This is a genomic window from Shinella sp. 838 (genome assembly GCF_029623935.1).
Classification (GTDB): domain Bacteria; phylum Pseudomonadota; class Alphaproteobacteria; order Rhizobiales; family Rhizobiaceae; genus Shinella.
Map to the genome: position 1 here is coordinate 1,094,341 of NZ_JARSBQ010000001.1, position 15,830 is coordinate 1,110,170.

Here is a 15,830-nt window from a genome sequence, read left to right on the forward strand (position 1 = left end):
TTCAGCGCGGCGGACTGATTTTTGCCGTATCCGGGGCAAACACTCGCCGCGACAATCAGACGAAAGAGGATGCCGACCATGGCTTTGAAGATGAGGTCCAGCGTTGCCCATGCGGCACTCGCACTCGCGGTGAGTTTTTCGCTGGTCGCGGGGGGACCGTTTGCCGTGCCGGCAGCTGCGGAGGTCAAGCCGAACGGCCCGGAATCGGTCGCCGATCTTGCCGAAAACCTGCTCGACGCCGTGGTGAACATCTCCACCTCGCAGAACGTCAAGAGCGACGACAAGGCGCCCATCCCGCAGGTGCCGGAAGGTTCGCCCTTCCAGGATTTCTTCGACGAGTTCTTCAAGGGTGAGGGGGGCGAGGGCTCCAACCAGGGCCAGACCGTCAACTCGCTCGGTTCCGGCTTCGTCATCGACCCTTCGGGCTTCATCGCCACGAACAACCATGTCATCGAGGGAGCCGACGACATCGAGGTGAATTTCGCCAACGGTTCCAAGCTGAAGGCAAAACTCGTCGGCACCGACCCGAAGACCGATCTGGCGCTCTTGAAGGTCGAGCCGAAATCGCCGCTGAAGGCGGTGCCGTTCGGCGATTCCCGCACCATGCGCATCGGTGACTGGGTGATGGCGATCGGCAACCCGTTCGGCCTTGGCGGCTCGGTGACCGTCGGCATTATTTCCGCGCGGGGGCGCAACATCAATGCTGGCCCCTACGATAATTTCATCCAGACGGACGCCGCCATCAACCGCGGCAATTCCGGCGGTCCGCTGTTCAACATGAAGGGCGAGGTCATCGGCATCAACACGGCGATCATCTCGCCTTCCGGCGGGTCGATCGGCATCGGCTTCTCCGTGCCGACGGAGCTTGCGCAGAACATCTTCATGCAGCTGCGCGATTTCGGCGAGACGCGGCGCGGCTGGCTCGGCGTACGCATCCAGCCGGTCACTGACGACATTGCCGAGAGCATCGGCATGAGCGAGGCCAAGGGCGCGCTCGTTGCCGGCATCATCAAGGGCGGGCCGGTCGACAACGGCTCGATCATGACCGGCGATGTCATCACCCGCTTCGACGGCAAGGATGTCGACGAGATGCGCGACCTGCCGCGCGTCGTTGCCGAAAGCCCGGTCGGCAAGGCGGTCGACGTCGTGTTGCTGCGCGACGGCAAGGAGATGACCGTCAAGGTCACGCTCGGCCGCCTCGAGGACGGCGAGAAGCAGGCCGAGGGTGACGAGGTGACCCAGGACGAGGGCACGACGGAGGAAGGCACGACGCCCGAGACCGGCGAAGCCCAGCCCAGCAAGGCCGACATGGTGCTTGGCATGGGCATCAGCGACCTCGGCGAGGAGGCGCGCAAGACCTTCGAGATCGTCGAAAGCGTCAAGGGCGTCGTGATCACCGAGGTGGCGCCCGATTCGGCTGCCGCCGAACGCGGCATCGTGCCCGGCGACGTCATCGTCGAGATCGGCCAGGAGGCGGTAGCGACGGCGGAAGAGGTCAAGGCCCGAATCGCCAAGCTGAAGTCCGAAGACCGCCGCAACGCGCTGATGATGATCGCCAACCGCACCGGAGCGCTGCGTTACATCACCGTGCGCATCGATTAAGGCGAGTCCCGCCAAGGGTTTGCAGGCGAAAGCCGAAAAACGGATTCAGGCCGTTGGAGCATTGCTTCAACGGCCGTTTTCATGGCCGTGGCTAGCGATTGTACCAGGTTGCACGATCCAGCGTGTAGAGCACGTGCGGGCGCAGCGTATCGTCGAGGCCTGGCATGTCGAAATTCCGCTCGGGAGCCGCGCGCATGCCGATGCGCTGCATGACGGCGATCGAGCGCGTGTTTCCGGCGACTGCGAAGGAGACGATCTCGCCGAGGTTCTTTTCTGTGAAGCCGAAGGCGAGCAGCCGTTCGGCGGCCTCGGTGATGTAGCCCTTGCCCCAGTGACGCCGGGCCAGCCGCCAGCCGATTTCCACAGTGCCGGCCGGCAGGTGCGGTTCAAGCCGTTCCGTCGTGCGCGCGAGACCGCAGAAGCCGAGCGCCGCGTCGCTTTCCCGCTCGGCGAGCGCGTAGAAGCCGAGGCCGGTCTCGGCGATGGTGTCGCGGAGGCGCTCGAAGAGTTCGTCGGACTGGGCGCGGGTGCGCAGGAACGGGAAGAACTCCATCACCACGGGATCGGAATTGATCTCGTGGAAGAGGTCCCGGTCCTTCTCCTCCCAGTTCCGGAGCGTGAGGCGGCTGGTCGTGGCGATAGGCATCAGCCGGCAACGAAATCGGATTTGCGGTAGCCCTGCAGGTAGAGCAGCGCAGTGAGGTCGCCGTGGTCGATGCGGATCTTCGCCTCTGCGGCGACGGCCGGCTTGGCGTGCAGTGCGACCCCGGCGCCCGACAGATGCAGCATGCCGAGATCATTGGCGCCGTCGCCGACGGCCATGGCGTCGTCAGGCGAAATGCCGAGCCGTTCGGAAATCTCGATCAGGGCGTCCACCTTGGCCTGCTTGCCGAGGATCGGCTCGGCCACTTCGCCGGTCAGCTTGCCGTCGGCGTCGATGAGCAGGTTGGCGCGGTTCTCGTCGAAGCCGAGTGTCGCGGCGATACGGCTCGTGAAGACGGTGAAGCCGCCGGAGACGAGCGCCGTGTAATAGCCCTTCGCCTTCATGGTCGCGATCAGTTCGCGCCCGCCCGGCGTCAGCGTGATGCGCTTTTCGATGACCTCGTCGATAACGGAGACCGGCAGCCCCTTGAGCAGGGCGACACGCTCGCGAAGCGCAGGTTCGAAGGCGATCTCGCCGTTCATGGCGCGGGCTGTGATGGTCGCGACCTTGTCCTTGAGGCCGACTTCGGCGGCGAGCTCGTCGATGCATTCCTGGCCGATCATCGTCGAATCCATGTCGGCGATCAGCAGCTTCTTGCGCCGCGTTTCCGCTTCCTGGATGGCAAGGTCGACCGGTTCGCTGCCGATGACAGCGCGGATGGCCGCCTCGGATGCCTCGAGATCGCTGCCGTCGCGCAGCGCGATATCGCAGGCAATGCCGTCGGCAAGCCAGTAGAGGCCGGACGCCTTGACCGCATCGGCAGCCTTTTCGGCGAGGGCGGGCGTCAGGACAGGATTTGACGGATTGGCGACAAGCGTGGCAACGAAAGCCATGATGAGAAACCTTGATCGAAAGCGGGACGCGATCCTGATAACGGGCCCGACGGCCAGCGGCAAGTCCGCGCTCGCCGTGCGGCTGGCGGCCGAGCACGGCGGCGTGGTGGTAAACGCCGACAGCATGCAGGTCTATGACACGCTCGATATCCTCACCGCCCGACCGCAGCCGGACGATATGGGGGGCATCGAGCACCGGCTCTACGGCCATGTGCCGGCCGGCGCGACCTATTCGACCGGCGACTGGCTGCGTGAGGCGACGGCGGTCGTCACGGAGTTGCGGCAGCGGGAAAAGCTGCCGGTCTTCGTCGGCGGAACGGGACTTTATTTTCGCGCGCTGACGGGCGGGCTCTCCGACATGCCGGCGATCCCCGAGGCCGTCCGCACGCGCCTGCGTGCCCGGCTTGTGCAAGAGGGGGCCGAAGCCCTTCACCACGCGCTCGAGATTGGCGATCCGCAAACGGCGGCGCGGCTGAAGCCGGCCGACGGCCAGCGCATCGTGCGGGCGCTGGAGGTGCTGGAGGCGACGGGGCAGTCGATCTCGGCCTTCCAGGCAGCGAGGGGACCGGCCGTCATCGATGCGGACAGGGCACAGAAGATTGTCGTCCTGCCGGACCGTGCGGTGCTCGCTGCCCGTATCGACCGGCGCTTCGCCGCGATGCTTGCCTCCGGCGCGGTGGCGGAGGTGCAGGCGCTGCTGGCGCTCGATCTTTCTCCCGCCATGCCTGTCATGAAGGCGATCGGCGTACCGCAGATCGCGGCGATGCTGGCCGACGAGATGAGCGCGGCTGAGGTCGCCGAGCGCGGGGCGGCGGCGACGCGGCAATATGCCAAGCGCCAGATGACCTGGTTCCGCAACCAGCTCGACGAGAGCTGGCAGCGCATCGATCCGCTGGCCCCTACGGGCACGCCCGGCGAGGTTTTTTAGAGGTTTTTGCGATCGGCCCCTCCCAATGTCCTGACGCGCAGGACATTGGGAGGGGCCGTCGTGCTTAACGCCGGATCAGGCTGCTCAACGGCTTCTTGAGAAGCTGTTCGCGAATGGAACCCTCTCGCCGCGGCTCCTGCTGCTCGCCGAAGGCCGGTGCAGGACGCGTTACCGGCTGGCGGTAGGGGTCGGCAGCGGCGCGCTGCGGTTCGGAGGTCAGCTCCCGGCGGATCGCCTCGAAACGTTCCTGGGGCGATGGGTCGTAGACACTCTGGGCGCCCGGCAGCATATCGGGTCGGTACGGCTCTGGTTGGGTCGCGGCGGCTGCTTGTAGCGTCTCGACGTAGCCTTCCTCGTCCTCGTAGGGTGCATCCTCGTAGCCGGTCGGGAGCGGCATGGTCTGGCCCTGGGCGGCAAGGAAGGAATTCTGGAAGCCGGAAATATCAGGCCCGGTGATGGCGCGCATGCGGGCGACGATGGAGCGCAGGTCCACACTTTGCGGCGTCTCCTCGTTGATCTTGACGCCGGTGCCGTTCGCCTTCGGCAGACGGCTGGTTTCGACACGCGAGAAGCGCATGCGCATCGGCACGGCCACGGCCTCGCCGAAGGCGATCGCTTCGCCGTTGCCGATCGAGGAGATGAAGCTGGTTGTCGAGGACGAGGAGTTGGGGATCGCCGAGCGGATGATCTCCTGGTCGTGCTCGTTGGCAAGACGCATGGCGAAGATCGTCGAGCACTGCGAGAGGATCGTCGGGTCGAGTTCGCCGGGGCGCTGGGTGATGATGCCGAGCGAGACGCCGTATTTGCGACCCTCCTTGGCGATGCGGGCGATGGCCTGGCGCGTCGGCATGAAGCCGAGCTTCATGTCGGCCGGCACGTAGCGGTGTGCCTCTTCGCAGACCACGAGCATGTGTACGCCGCCATTGCTCCACAGGCCGATTTCGAAGGCCATGCGGCAAAGCACGGACGCGACCGAATTGACGACCTCCGAGGGGATTCCGGCAAGCTGGAAGGTCGTGACCGGCTTGCCGTCGCCGGGAATGCGGAAAATGCGGGCGATCGTGTCGAGGATCGTGTCGGTGATCGTGTTCGAGGAGAACATGAAATGGTAGCGCGGGTCATTGATCGCCGACATGATCTTGACCTTGAGCGAGCGCAGATGCGGCTTTTCCGCCCGGCCTTCGAGGCGCCCGATGCGTTCGTCGATGAGCGCCAGCAGATCGGCGATGCGGAAGGGCACCGGCGTATCCGAGGTCACCGAACTCTTTTCGCTGGTACGGCGCATCAGGCCATTGTCGCTTGTTCCACGGAAGGCGCGCTTGGCCTCCGGGATCAGGTCGCGCAGGATATCCATCTCCTCGTGCACCGGCGGGCGGCCGCGGAAGACCACTTCGGCGAATTCCTCGAGCTTGAACAGCCAGAACGGCAGGTCCAGCGTTTCGGTGTCGATGACGACGGCAAGGTCGCCGAAGGCCGAGGCGAACTCGTTGTGTGGGTCGAGGATGAGCACGCGCAGGCGCGGATCGGCCTGGATCGCCTTGTGCAGCAGCAATGTGACCGCGGTGGATTTGCCGACGCCCGTCGTGCCGACGACGGCAAAGTGCTTTTCCAGCATGGAGGGTACGTGGATCGTTGCGTCGAGCGTCTCGTCCTGCGTCAGCTTGCCGATGGCGCAGACGTCGTTCTTGCCGGTATCGTAGACCTTGGCGAGATCCGAGGCGCGGATGCGGTGAGCGACGGCGCCGAGATGCGGGTAGTCGGTGATGCCGGCGGAAAACGCTTCGCGGCCATCGGCCCCGACATGGACCTCGCCCAGCAGTTCCACCTCGATGCGGAAGACGGTGTCGTGATTCTCCACCCAGCTCTTCTGGTCGGTGGACATGGAATAGACCAGGGCGACGACGCGGTTGCGGCCGACGGAAATGGAAATGAGGCGGCCGACCGCCCACAGTTCCGTGAGCGCTGTCTCTCCACTTTCCGCAACGGCGCTGATGGTGGCATGCGATCCGTTGCAGGCGACGACGCGGCCCAGCAGGCGGTTGCCCGTCGATACGCCATCCCGGCGATCCTGCTCTCCAGCCACGATGGAGCTTTGGAAATCATTGTTCAGCAATCACGGCACTCCTTGCCATCAATGGAGAAGTCTAGCGCCTGCCGCTTAATAAGACGTTTCGTCCCGGGGCGTCCTCGGCGGGCCATTTCCCAAAGAGAGCGCAATTCGTGCCGTTTCGAAACAGACGGAAAGGCGTTGACGCGCGTGGACTTTGCCGTTAACACTTCGCCCCATGAAAAATCTGACGGCTATCATTCTTGTGGTGGGAAGGCGCATGGGCAGGATGGTGTAACCATCCGGCGAAAGCACCCATGCGCGGTAAGCAGGCTCCTCCAAGGGGCCTTTTTTTATGCCCAGAAGTTCGATATTCACACCTGAAATACCAAAGAGACGGACGGAAATCCGATGAGCGGAACAGAAAATCAGATGACGGGCGCCGAAATTGTCTTGCAGGCCCTGAAAGACAACGGCGTAGAACATATCTTCGGCTATCCGGGCGGTGCCGTCCTGCCGATCTATGACGAGATCTTCCAGCAGGAGGACATCGAGCATATCCTCGTGCGCCACGAACAGGGCGCAGGCCATATGGCCGAAGGCTATGCCCGCTCCACCGGCAAGGTCGGCGTCATGCTCGTCACCTCGGGGCCGGGTGCGACCAATGCGGTCACGCCGTTGCAGGACGCCCTGATGGATTCCATCCCGCTCGTCTGCCTCACCGGTCAGGTTCCGACCACGCTCATCGGGTCGGACGCCTTCCAGGAATGCGATACGGTCGGCATCACGCGCCCCTGCACCAAGCACAACTGGCTGGTCAAGGACGTCAACGAGCTCGCCGGCGTCATCCACGAGGCCTTTCGCATCGCGCAGTCCGGCCGCCCGGGTCCCGTCGTCGTCGACATCCCGAAGGACGTCCAGTTCGCGACCGGCACCTATACGCCGCCGTCCGCTGCGCCGATCCAGAAGAGCTACCAGCCGAAGCTGCAGGGTGATGCGAACCAGATCGCGGCCGCCGTCAGCCTGATGCGCTCGGCCCGCCGGCCGGTCATCTATTCCGGCGGCGGCGTCGTGAATTCGGGGCCGGAAGCCTCGCGCCTCCTGCGCGAACTGGTCGAGATCACCGGCTTCCCGATCACCTCCACGCTGATGGGCCTCGGCGCCTATCCCGCTTCCGGCAAGAACTGGCTGGGCATGCTTGGCATGCACGGTTCCTATGAGGCGAACATGGCGATGCATGATTGCGACGTCATGGTCTGCATCGGCGCGCGCTTCGACGACCGCATCACCGGCCGCCTGAATGCTTTCTCGCCGAATTCGAAGAAGATCCACATCGACATCGATCCGTCCTCGATCAACAAGAACGTCCGCGCCGATGTTCCGATCCTCGGCGATGTCGGCGCTATCCTGGAGGACATGGTCCGCCAGTGGCGTGCTGCCGCCAAGGACTACGACAAGACGGTCCAGAACGACTGGTGGACGTCGATCGCCAAGTGGCGGGCGCGCAACTCGTTCGCCTACAAGGCAAGCGACGACGTGATCATGCCGCAATATGCCATCCAGCGTCTCTACGAGCTGACCAAGGACCGCGACACCTACATCACGACGGAAGTCGGCCAGCACCAGATGTGGGCGGCGCAGTTCTATGGCTTCGAGCATCCGAACCGCTGGATGACTTCGGGCGGCCTCGGCACGATGGGCTACGGCTTCCCGGCGGCGATCGGCGTGCAGGTCGCGCATCGCGACAGCCTGGTCATCGACATCGCGGGCGACGCCTCGATCCAGATGTGCATCCAGGAAATGAGCTGCGCGGTCCAGTATAAGCTGCCGGTCAAGATCTTCATCCTGAACAACCAGTATATGGGCATGGTCCGCCAGTGGCAGCAGCTCCTGCACGGCAACCGCCTGTCGAACTCCTACACGGAGGCGATGCCTGATTTCGTCAAGCTCGCGGAAGCCTATGGCGGCGTCGGCATCGCCTGCGACAAGCCCGGCGATCTCGACGGCGCGATCCAGGAAATGATCGACGTCAAGCGTCCGGTCATCTTCGACTGCCGCGTGGCGAACCTTGCCAACTGCTTCCCGATGATCCCGTCGGGCAAGGCGCACAACGAAATGCTGCTGCCGGACGAGGCCACGGACGAAGCGGTCGCCAATGCGATCGACGCCAAGGGTCGCCAGCTCGTTTGATGTAGAGGTAGAGACAATTATGAACGCACACCTTCAGCCCACCGGCTCTGCCTATTTCATCGCCAAGGAAACGCAGGTCGCCGAGAGCCACACGCTCTCCGTGCTCGTTGACAACGAGCCGGGCGTTCTTGCCCGCGTCATCGGCCTGTTCTCCGGCCGCGGCTACAATATCGAGAGCCTCACCGTCTCGGAGACCGAACACGAGGCGCATCTGTCGCGCATTACCATCGTGACGCGTGGCACGCCCGGTGTTCTCGAACAGATCAAGTCGCAGCTCGAGCGCATCGTGCCGGTGCACCGGGTTGTCGATCTCACCGTTCGTGCCAAGGTGATGGGCCAGGAGCGGCCGATCGAGCGCGAGGTCGCGCTGGTCAAGGTCACGGGGTCCGGCGAAATGCGCGCGGAAACCCTGCGCCTTGCCGATGCTTTCCATGCCAAGGTCGTCGACGCCACCACCGACCACTTCATCTTCGAGATCACGGGCAAGTCGTCCAAGGTCGACCAGTTCGTGGCCGTCATGAAGCCGCTCGGCCTCAGCGAAGTGTGCCGCACGGGCATTGCCGCGATGAACCGCGGCCCGCAGGGCATGTGAGCCGATAACGGGCTGCCCGCCTTCGCTTTGGAGGCGGGAAAAAACATCACAGGGGCCTTCCGCCACAGCGCGAAGGCCCCTTTTTCGTTCCTAGATCATTTCCAGTGGCCGCTTGCGTGTGGGCGGCGGGAAGGCTTCGTCAAGGAGGCGCAGATCCTCCGAGGTCAGGCGGATTTCGGCGGCGCGGACGTTTTCACGCACCCGGTCCGGCGAACCGGATTTCGGGATGGCGATGACGCCGGGGCGGGTCAAAAGGAAAGCAAGGGCGATCTGCGCGGAGCTCGCCTTGTGGATGCGGCCGATCTCGTTCAGCACCGGGTGGCCGACGAGGCGGCCCTCGTCGAGCGGCGAATAGGCCATGATCGGCACGCCCTGCACCTGGCTCCAGCGTAACAGGTCATATTCGATGCCGCGGCGGGCGAGGTTGTAGAGCACCTGATTGGCCAGCGGGCGCGCCGGCTCCGCCACGTCGAGCAGTTCGACCATGTCGTCCTGGTTGAAGTTGGAGACGCCCCAGGCGCCGATCTTGCCTTGCGCCTTCAGTGTCTCGAAGGCATCGACCGTCTCGGCGAGCGGATGGCTGCCGCGCCAGTGCAGGAGGTAGAGGTCGATATGGTCGGTGCCGAGGCGTTTCAGGCTCGCTTCGCAAGCGGCGATCGTGCCGCTGCGGCTCGCGTTGTAGGGCAGCACCTTGCTGACGAGGTACACCGCGTCGCGCTGTCCTCTGATCGCCTCGCCGACCACGGTTTCGGCACCGCCATCGGCATACATTTCCGCCGTATCGATGAGCGTCATGCCGAGATCGATGCCGGTGCGCAGACTGTTCGCCTCTTCGGCCATCGAGGCATCGCCTTCGCCCATGTGCCAGGTTCCGAGCCCGAGGGCCGGCACCTGCCGACCGCCAGGGAAAGTGACTGCCGGTAGTTCCGCTTTCATGTTGCGCTCCGCTTGCAAGGGCCATGCATCAGCCATTCAAATTGCATGCATGACAAGAATTGGCTGGTCGTTGCAAGGAGATGGACTATCAATCGGAAAAAACAACCGGGATATTCAGGACCTCCCATGCAGATCGAGATTTTTCTGGCGCTTCTGGTCTTTGCCTTTACCACCTCCATCACCCCCGGCCCGAACAACATGATGCTGTTTGCCTCGGGCGTGAATTTCGGCTTCGTGCGCACGATCCCGCATATGTGCGGCATCGGCGTCGGTTTCCTCGTGCTGCTGCTCGCCGTCGGCTTCGGGCTCGGCGCGCTCCTGGAGGCGGTGCCGATGGTCTACACGGTGCTGAAAGTCGCCGGCGGCGCCTATCTCATCTGGATCGCCTGGAAGATCGGCACGTCGCGCTCGCTGGGCGAGGGCAAGACGGGCGCGCGGCCGATGAGCTTCCTCGAAGCCGCGGTGTTTCAGTGGGTCAACCCGAAGGCCTGGGTCATGGCCGTTTCCGCCATGGCGACCTACACGAATTCGGCCAACTACACGATGAGCGTGCTGATTGTGGGCGTCGCCTTCGCCATCGTCAATTTCCCCAGCGTCTCCACATGGGCGGGCTTCGGCTCGGCGCTGCGCCAATGGCTGTCAGACCCGGTACGACTGAAGTGGTTCAACATATCGATGGCGCTGCTGCTTGTCGCAAGCCTCTGGCCGATGCTGCGCTAGCGGCGTACAACGGAAGCCGGACGGGAGGGATTGCCATGCACGACCACGATCATGACGACCATCATCACGACAACCACTTCTCGCCGATGGAGGCGCGCGTGCGTGCGCTCGAAACCATCCTGACGGAAAAGGGCCTGATCGATCCGAAGGCCATCGACGTCATCGTGGAGACCTACGAGACGAAGATCGGTCCGCGCAACGGCGCGCGCGTCGTTGCCAAGGCCTGGGCAGAGCCGGACTTCGCCGCCTGGCTGAAGCGGGATGCGACGGCGGCGATCGCCAGCCTCGGTTATACCGGCCGGCAGGGCGAGCATATGCGGGCGGTGTTCAACGATGGCGAGACGCACAATCTCGTCGTCTGCACGCTCTGCTCCTGTTATCCTTGGTCCGTGCTCGGCCTGCCGCCGGTCTGGTACAAGGCGCCGGCCTACCGGGCGCGTGCCGTCATGGACCCGCGCGGTGTGCTGGAGGAGTTCGGCGTCACGCTGCCTGAGGACCGGAAGGTCCGCGTGTGGGATTCGACGGCGGAGTTGCGTTATCTCGTCGTGCCTGCGCGGCCGGCGGGCAGCGAGGGGCTCGACCAGGAAGCGCTTGCCGACCTCGTGACGCGCGATGCGATGATCGGCACGGGGCTGGCACTGTCCCCGGAGGGGCGGGCATGAACGGGCCACACGATCTCGGCGGCCTGCACGGTTTCGGTCCCGTTGCGCCGGAGGTGAATGAGCCATACTTCCACGCCGAATGGGAAAAGCGGGCACTCGGCGTAACGTTGTCCTGCGGCGCCTTCGGTGCCTGGACCATCGACGAGAGCCGCCATGCGCGGGAAAACATCCCGCCGGCCACCTATCTTGCCGCGAGCTACTACGAGATCTGGATCCGGGCGCTGGAAGCGTTGCTGCAGCGCCACGGCTTCGTCAGCGGGGCGGAGCTTGCCCAAGGGCGGATGCTGGAAAAGGGCACGCCGCCCAAGCGCGTGCTGACGGCGGAGATGGTTCCGGCCGTTCTTGCCCGGGGCGGGCCGTGCGATCGTCCACTCGACACGGCGCCGCGGTTTGCCGCCGGCGCGCATGTACGCACTCGAAATTTCAATCCGGCGACGCATACGCGCCTGCCGCGCTATGCCCGCGGCAAGATCGGCGTGGTCGAGACCGTGCAGGGCGCTTTCGTCTTTCCGGATGACAGCGCGCATGGCAAGGGCGAGAACCCGCAATGGATCTATACCGTCGTCTTCGACGGCGCCGAGATCTGGGGCGAGGGGGCCGCACCCGGTCTCACCGTATCGATCGACGCCTGGGAGAGCTATCTTGAGCCGGTGTGAAACGCCCGCCGATTCGCCCGGCCTGCCGAAATCCCTCGAGGGCGATCCGGTCTTTGCCGAGCCCTGGCAGGCACAGGCCTTCGCCATGACGGTGCGTCTCCACGAACGAGGCGTCTTCACGTGGGGCGAATGGGCCGAAGCCCTGTCGCGTGAGGTTCACCGGTCCGGACGGGCGGTCGATGGCGCGGACTATTTCGATTGCTGGGTCGCCGCGCTTTCCACGCTGCTGGCCGCCCGGGGCGTTGCCAGCGAGGTGGAGCAGGCCGCGTTGTCCGACCGCTGGGCCCGCGCCGCCGAAGCGACGCCGCACGGCAGCCCCATCCTCCTCGAAAATGCGCCTGGCGATTAGCCGGGCCCGCAGGACGTTTTTCCGAGGCGCAAACCCCTATTGACCTCAACCATGGTTGAGCTTCCATAAGGCGCTCCATTCACTCAATGGAGACCCTGATGACGGACCAGCTGCTCTTTCGAAATGTGATGAGGATCAAGACTGGGCGCTTGCAACCCTTCTGCGCGGCCGTGCGTGCCGCGGTCGATTTCGTGGAGAAGAACGCGCCACAGCTGATGGTGCGTGCGTTCATCGACGAGGCGGAGATGCGTGCGGTCAGCTATCAGCTCTATCGCAATTCGGCGGATGTCCTGCATCACTGGGAAATGTCGGATGCGCATATCCAGTGCGTCTCCGAGCACTGCACCGTGGAGCGGCTGGAAGTCTACGGCAATCCGAGCGATGAGGTGGTGCGCGGCCTTTCGCTGTTCCTGGAGGACGGGCGCGGTGTGATCATGCCGTCTCTCACCGGATTTTCGCGCTTTTGAAAGCCCTCACGCCCGATCGGCGACGAAGCGGGCGAGCCAGGGGCCGAACAGGGTCACCAGGATGAGCCGGGCTGTCTGCAGCGCCATGACGAAGGCGACGTCGACATTGCTGGAGGCGGCGATGACGGCGATGGAATCAAGTCCGCCGGGGCTGGTCGAGAGATAGGCTGTCAGCGGGTCGATGCCGAGCACGAGGACCAGCAGGCCGGCAAGCAGGCCGGAAAAACTGATCAGCGCGACGATGGAGAGCACGGTGGGCAGAAGCGCCCGTCGCGCATGCAGGAGAATGGCGCGGGTGAAGCCGAGGCCGATGTTCCAGCCGAGCAGTGTGAAGGCGATGACGAGCAGCCATTGCGGCAGTTCGATCTTGACGGTGCCCGATGCATTGAACACGGCGGCAAGCGCGAAGGGCACCAGGAAGGCGCCGGCCGGGATGCGCAGCTTCTGGCCGGCGAGGCCGCAGACGATGCCGACTGCCAGCATGGAGACGAGTGGCGGCAGCGGAACCGGCTCGAACCAGGCATGCGGCGGTATTACCACCCCGTCGTGCCCGCCGAAATGGGCGACGAGCGTAGCAAGGCTGGCGACGAAGACGACGCGCAGATATTGCATGAAGGCGACAAGCCGGGCATCGGCGCCGTAGGCTTCCGCCATCATCATCATGGTCGAGGCGGCGCCGGCCGAAGATCCCCAGATCGCCGTCGTGCCGGGCAGGATGCCGGTGCGGGTGATCAGCCAGCCGCACAACGTGCTGACGCTGATGACGGAGGCCACGACGAACAGCATGAGCGGCCAGTTCCGCTGGAAGGTGCCGAGGAAATCCTCGGAGACGGTGGTGGCGATCATCAGCGCCAGAACGACCTGAACGACGAAGAAGAAGATGCGCGGCAGGCGGATCGTTCCCCCGCCCAGCGCCACGGCGATGCCGGCCAGCATCGGCCCGATCAGGAGGGCGGCCGGAAAGCCGCCGAGTTCCAGCGGCACCGTTGTCACAACCGAGAGGGCGCCGACCGCGAGCCATTGCAGGGCGGCGGGCAGTTTGCCGAACCCCATGGGCGGGACGGTGCTCTTTGCGGGAGGAGAGGCGCGGGACAAGCATTGCTCCGGAAAATTGGGCTCTCAATAGCGCGGCAGGGCGCCTGCGAACAGGGGGAAATCGCTGAAGGGGCGTTTCCTGCCGCCGTATCGTGAAACAGCCATGTCCCCCTTGCTTCGCAGCGCCGAATCCTGCCAAGTCCGGACATGGAATTTGCACCCCAACAGGATGAAGCGCTGAAGGCCGTCGCGCGATGGCTGAAGGACGGGCGCGAACCGTTGTTCCGCCTGTTCGGCTATGCCGGCACAGGCAAGACGACGCTGGCGCGCCACTTTGCGGAAAATGTCGACGGCGAGGTGCTGTTCGCCGCCTTCACCGGCAAGGCGGCCCAGGTGCTGCGCTCCAAGGGCGCGAGCAATGCCAAGACGATCCATTCGCTGATCTACCGTCCGCGCGGCGAGGAAGAGGTATCGGACGAAGAGACGGGCAAGACCTCGATCGCGCCGATGTTCTCCATCAACCGCCAGAGCCCGGTGGCCAAGGCCGCCCTTGTCGTTGTCGATGAATGCTCGATGGTGGATGAGGCGCTCGGCAAGGACCTGATGAGTTTCGGCACGCCGATCCTCGTGCTCGGTGATCCCGGCCAGCTGCCGCCTGTGTCCGGCGGCGGCTACTTCACCAACCAGGAGCCGGACTACCTTCTGACGGATATCCACCGGCAAGCGCGCGACAATCCGATCATCCAGCTCGCCATGCAGGTGCGCGAGGGCCGGGAGATCGACTTTGGCGACTATGGTGCTGCGCGCGTCATCGGCCGCAACGAGGTGGACCAGTCGCTCGTGCTCGATGCCGATCAGGTGCTCGTCGGCACGAACCGCACGCGGCGGCGCTACAATCAGCGCCTGCGTGAACTGAAGGGGTTCACCACCGACTATCCGCAATCGGGCGACAAGCTGGTCTGCCTGCGCAATGACCCGGCTAAGGGCCTGCTCAACGGCTCGCTCTGGCAGGTGATGAGTTCGTCCAAGGAGACGGTGAAGCCCGGCATCAACCTGATGATCCGGCCGGAAGACGACGACATGGATCGCGGCGCGGCCAAGATCAAGCTTTTGAAGGCTGCCTTCGAGAATCTCGACGAGGAGATTCCGTGGTCGACCCGCAAGCGCTATGACGAATTCGATTTCGGCTATGCGCTGACCGTGCACAAGGCGCAGGGCTCGCAGTGGAACAATGTCGTGCTGTTCGATGAAAGTTACGCTTTCCGCGACACGCGCGAACGCTGGCTCTACACTGCCATTACGCGCGCCGCGGAAACGCTTACCATCGTGCGATAGATAGGACCCGCACGGCGGACCGCTCTTCAGGAAGCGGATGGAAGGGGCCGGTCGTCATGTCCGGCCCGTCTCATCGGTCTCAGTGACCGACGATGCCGAGCATGACCGCCTTGGCGACGGCCTGGAAACGGTTGTTGCTGTCGAACTTCGTGATGATGTTCTTTTCCATCACCTGCACTTCGCCGGGCTCGATTTCGAGAGCGCGGGCGATGCGGCTCGTCGGATAGCCTTCCGCCATCAGGGCGAGGCAGCGATGCTCGGCGGGTGTCAGATGAGCGCTGGGTGTGTTGTCGTTCGTCTCCGGCTCGTGGGAGGAGCTGAAGTCGAGCAGTTCGTTGATCTGCTGCATCTGCCGGCGGATCGTCGATTGCTGCGCCACCAGCTCGCGCTTGCGCGCGGTCATGGCGTTGCGGAAGATGCCATCGGCTTCTTCCTGGCTTTCGGCAGCGGAAAGGCGCTCCAGCAGCTCCTGGATCACTGCGACGGGCATGCCCGTCTCGCGGCAGGTGTTGACCACCGCCATCTGCTGGATTTCATCCGGGCCGTAGACCCGCATGGGGCCGACGCGGGCCGCGGTCAAAAGGCCCTTCTCCTCGTAGAAATGCAGCGTGCGGTGGGTCACGCCGAAGGCGTTGGCCATGTCCGCTATCGCAAGGCGCCCGTCGGGCAGGTTCTCCGGCAAGGGCGCGACCGGCAGAAAACGGATGGATCTGCGCGCGCCCTGCCGGCTGTCGGCTTTCTTAGACTCGTTGGTCATCATGAAAGCAGCTCGCAA

16 protein-coding genes are annotated in these 15,830 nt (G+C 64.5%); 10 read left to right on the top strand and 6 right to left on the bottom strand.

What is annotated here, in order from left to right:
• Positions 1-69 precede the first annotated feature (69 nt).
• Entirely contained in the window at positions 70-1,602 is a 1,533-nt protein-coding gene (locus P9A16_RS05140) for a DegQ family serine endoprotease (protein ID WP_439603950.1), read from the top strand.
• A 91-nt stretch (positions 1,603-1,693) separates the two neighbouring features.
• On the opposite strand, the gene P9A16_RS05145 is transcribed toward P9A16_RS05140, so the two are convergent.
• On the bottom strand, positions 1,694-2,248 hold the full coding sequence (locus P9A16_RS05145) for a GNAT family N-acetyltransferase (RefSeq protein WP_023514438.1): 555 nt from the start codon (positions 2,246-2,248) through the stop codon (positions 1,694-1,696).
• The gene (gene serB / locus P9A16_RS05150) at positions 2,248-3,138 is read right to left on the bottom strand and encodes a phosphoserine phosphatase SerB (protein WP_024270542.1); all 891 of its coding nucleotides are present in this window, start codon (positions 3,136-3,138) and stop codon (positions 2,248-2,250) included. The genes P9A16_RS05145 and serB overlap by 1 nt, the downstream gene beginning before the upstream one ends.
• Between serB and miaA the strand changes: the two genes are divergently transcribed.
• The gene (gene miaA / locus P9A16_RS05155; protein ID WP_051758653.1) at positions 3,137-4,066 is read left to right on the top strand and encodes a tRNA (adenosine(37)-N6)-dimethylallyltransferase MiaA; all 930 of its coding nucleotides are present in this window, start codon (positions 3,137-3,139) and stop codon (positions 4,064-4,066) included. The two genes, serB and miaA, sit on opposite strands and share 2 nt — an antisense overlap.
• A gap of 64 nt (positions 4,067-4,130) precedes the next feature.
• Here the strand turns inward: miaA and P9A16_RS05160 are convergent, their stop codons facing one another.
• Positions 4,131-6,179, bottom strand: coding sequence for an ATP-binding protein (locus P9A16_RS05160; RefSeq protein WP_023514435.1), 2,049 nt, complete (start codon positions 6,177-6,179; stop codon positions 4,131-4,133).
• Positions 6,180-6,524: 345 nt separating this feature from the next.
• Here P9A16_RS05160 and P9A16_RS05165 point away from each other — a divergent pair, with 345 nt between their 5' ends.
• Together P9A16_RS05165 and ilvN are read left to right on the top strand one after the other, a co-directional pair.
• Entirely contained in the window at positions 6,525-8,303 is a 1,779-nt protein-coding gene (locus P9A16_RS05165) for an acetolactate synthase 3 large subunit (protein WP_023515970.1), read from the top strand.
• Between the two features lie 19 nt (positions 8,304-8,322).
• A complete protein-coding gene (ilvN, locus tag P9A16_RS05170) occupies positions 8,323-8,895 on the top strand; it encodes an acetolactate synthase small subunit (RefSeq protein WP_023515971.1) in 573 nt (190 codons plus the stop codon).
• Between the two features lie 90 nt (positions 8,896-8,985).
• Here the strand turns inward: ilvN and P9A16_RS05175 are convergent, their stop codons facing one another.
• Entirely contained in the window at positions 8,986-9,831 is an 846-nt protein-coding gene (locus tag P9A16_RS05175; protein WP_023515972.1) for an aldo/keto reductase, read from the bottom strand.
• A 126-nt stretch (positions 9,832-9,957) separates the two neighbouring features.
• On the opposite strand from P9A16_RS05175, the gene P9A16_RS05180 reads away from it, so the two are divergent.
• The 5 genes from P9A16_RS05180 to P9A16_RS05200 all read left to right on the top strand — a co-directional run bounded on the left by P9A16_RS05180 (position 9,958) and on the right by P9A16_RS05200 (position 12,685).
• Entirely contained in the window at positions 9,958-10,551 is a 594-nt protein-coding gene (locus P9A16_RS05180; protein WP_023513697.1) for a LysE family translocator, read from the top strand.
• Positions 10,552-10,586: 35 nt separating this feature from the next.
• Positions 10,587-11,213 carry a nitrile hydratase subunit alpha gene (gene nthA, locus P9A16_RS05185; protein WP_023513698.1) on the top strand — a complete coding sequence of 209 codons (627 nt, stop codon included), beginning with the start codon at positions 10,587-10,589 and terminating at the stop codon, positions 11,211-11,213.
• Complete coding sequence (gene nthB / locus P9A16_RS05190) at positions 11,210-11,869, top strand: nitrile hydratase subunit beta (protein ID WP_023513699.1); 660 nt, start codon at positions 11,210-11,212, stop codon at positions 11,867-11,869. The genes nthA and nthB overlap by 4 nt, the downstream gene beginning before the upstream one ends.
• Entirely contained in the window at positions 11,856-12,218 is a 363-nt protein-coding gene (locus tag P9A16_RS05195; protein ID WP_023513700.1) for a nitrile hydratase accessory protein, read from the top strand. Before nthB ends, P9A16_RS05195 begins: the two co-directional genes overlap by 14 nt.
• Before the next feature lie 98 nt (positions 12,219-12,316).
• The gene (locus P9A16_RS05200; protein WP_023513701.1) at positions 12,317-12,685 is read left to right on the top strand and encodes a hypothetical protein; all 369 of its coding nucleotides are present in this window, start codon (positions 12,317-12,319) and stop codon (positions 12,683-12,685) included.
• Positions 12,686-12,691: 6 nt separating this feature from the next.
• On the opposite strand, the gene P9A16_RS05205 is transcribed toward P9A16_RS05200, so the two are convergent.
• The gene (locus P9A16_RS05205) at positions 12,692-13,738 is read right to left on the bottom strand and encodes an AbrB family transcriptional regulator (RefSeq protein ID WP_023513702.1); all 1,047 of its coding nucleotides are present in this window, start codon (positions 13,736-13,738) and stop codon (positions 12,692-12,694) included.
• 189 nt (positions 13,739-13,927) lie between these two features.
• Between P9A16_RS05205 and P9A16_RS05210 the strand changes: the two genes are divergently transcribed.
• A complete protein-coding gene (locus tag P9A16_RS05210; RefSeq protein ID WP_023513703.1) occupies positions 13,928-15,055 on the top strand; it encodes an ATP-dependent DNA helicase in 1,128 nt (375 codons plus the stop codon).
• A gap of 79 nt (positions 15,056-15,134) precedes the next feature.
• On the opposite strand, the gene P9A16_RS05215 is transcribed toward P9A16_RS05210, so the two are convergent.
• Positions 15,135-15,812, bottom strand: coding sequence for a MerR family transcriptional regulator (locus P9A16_RS05215; protein ID WP_037407177.1), 678 nt, complete (start codon positions 15,810-15,812; stop codon positions 15,135-15,137).
• Positions 15,813-15,830: the final 18 nt, after the last annotated feature.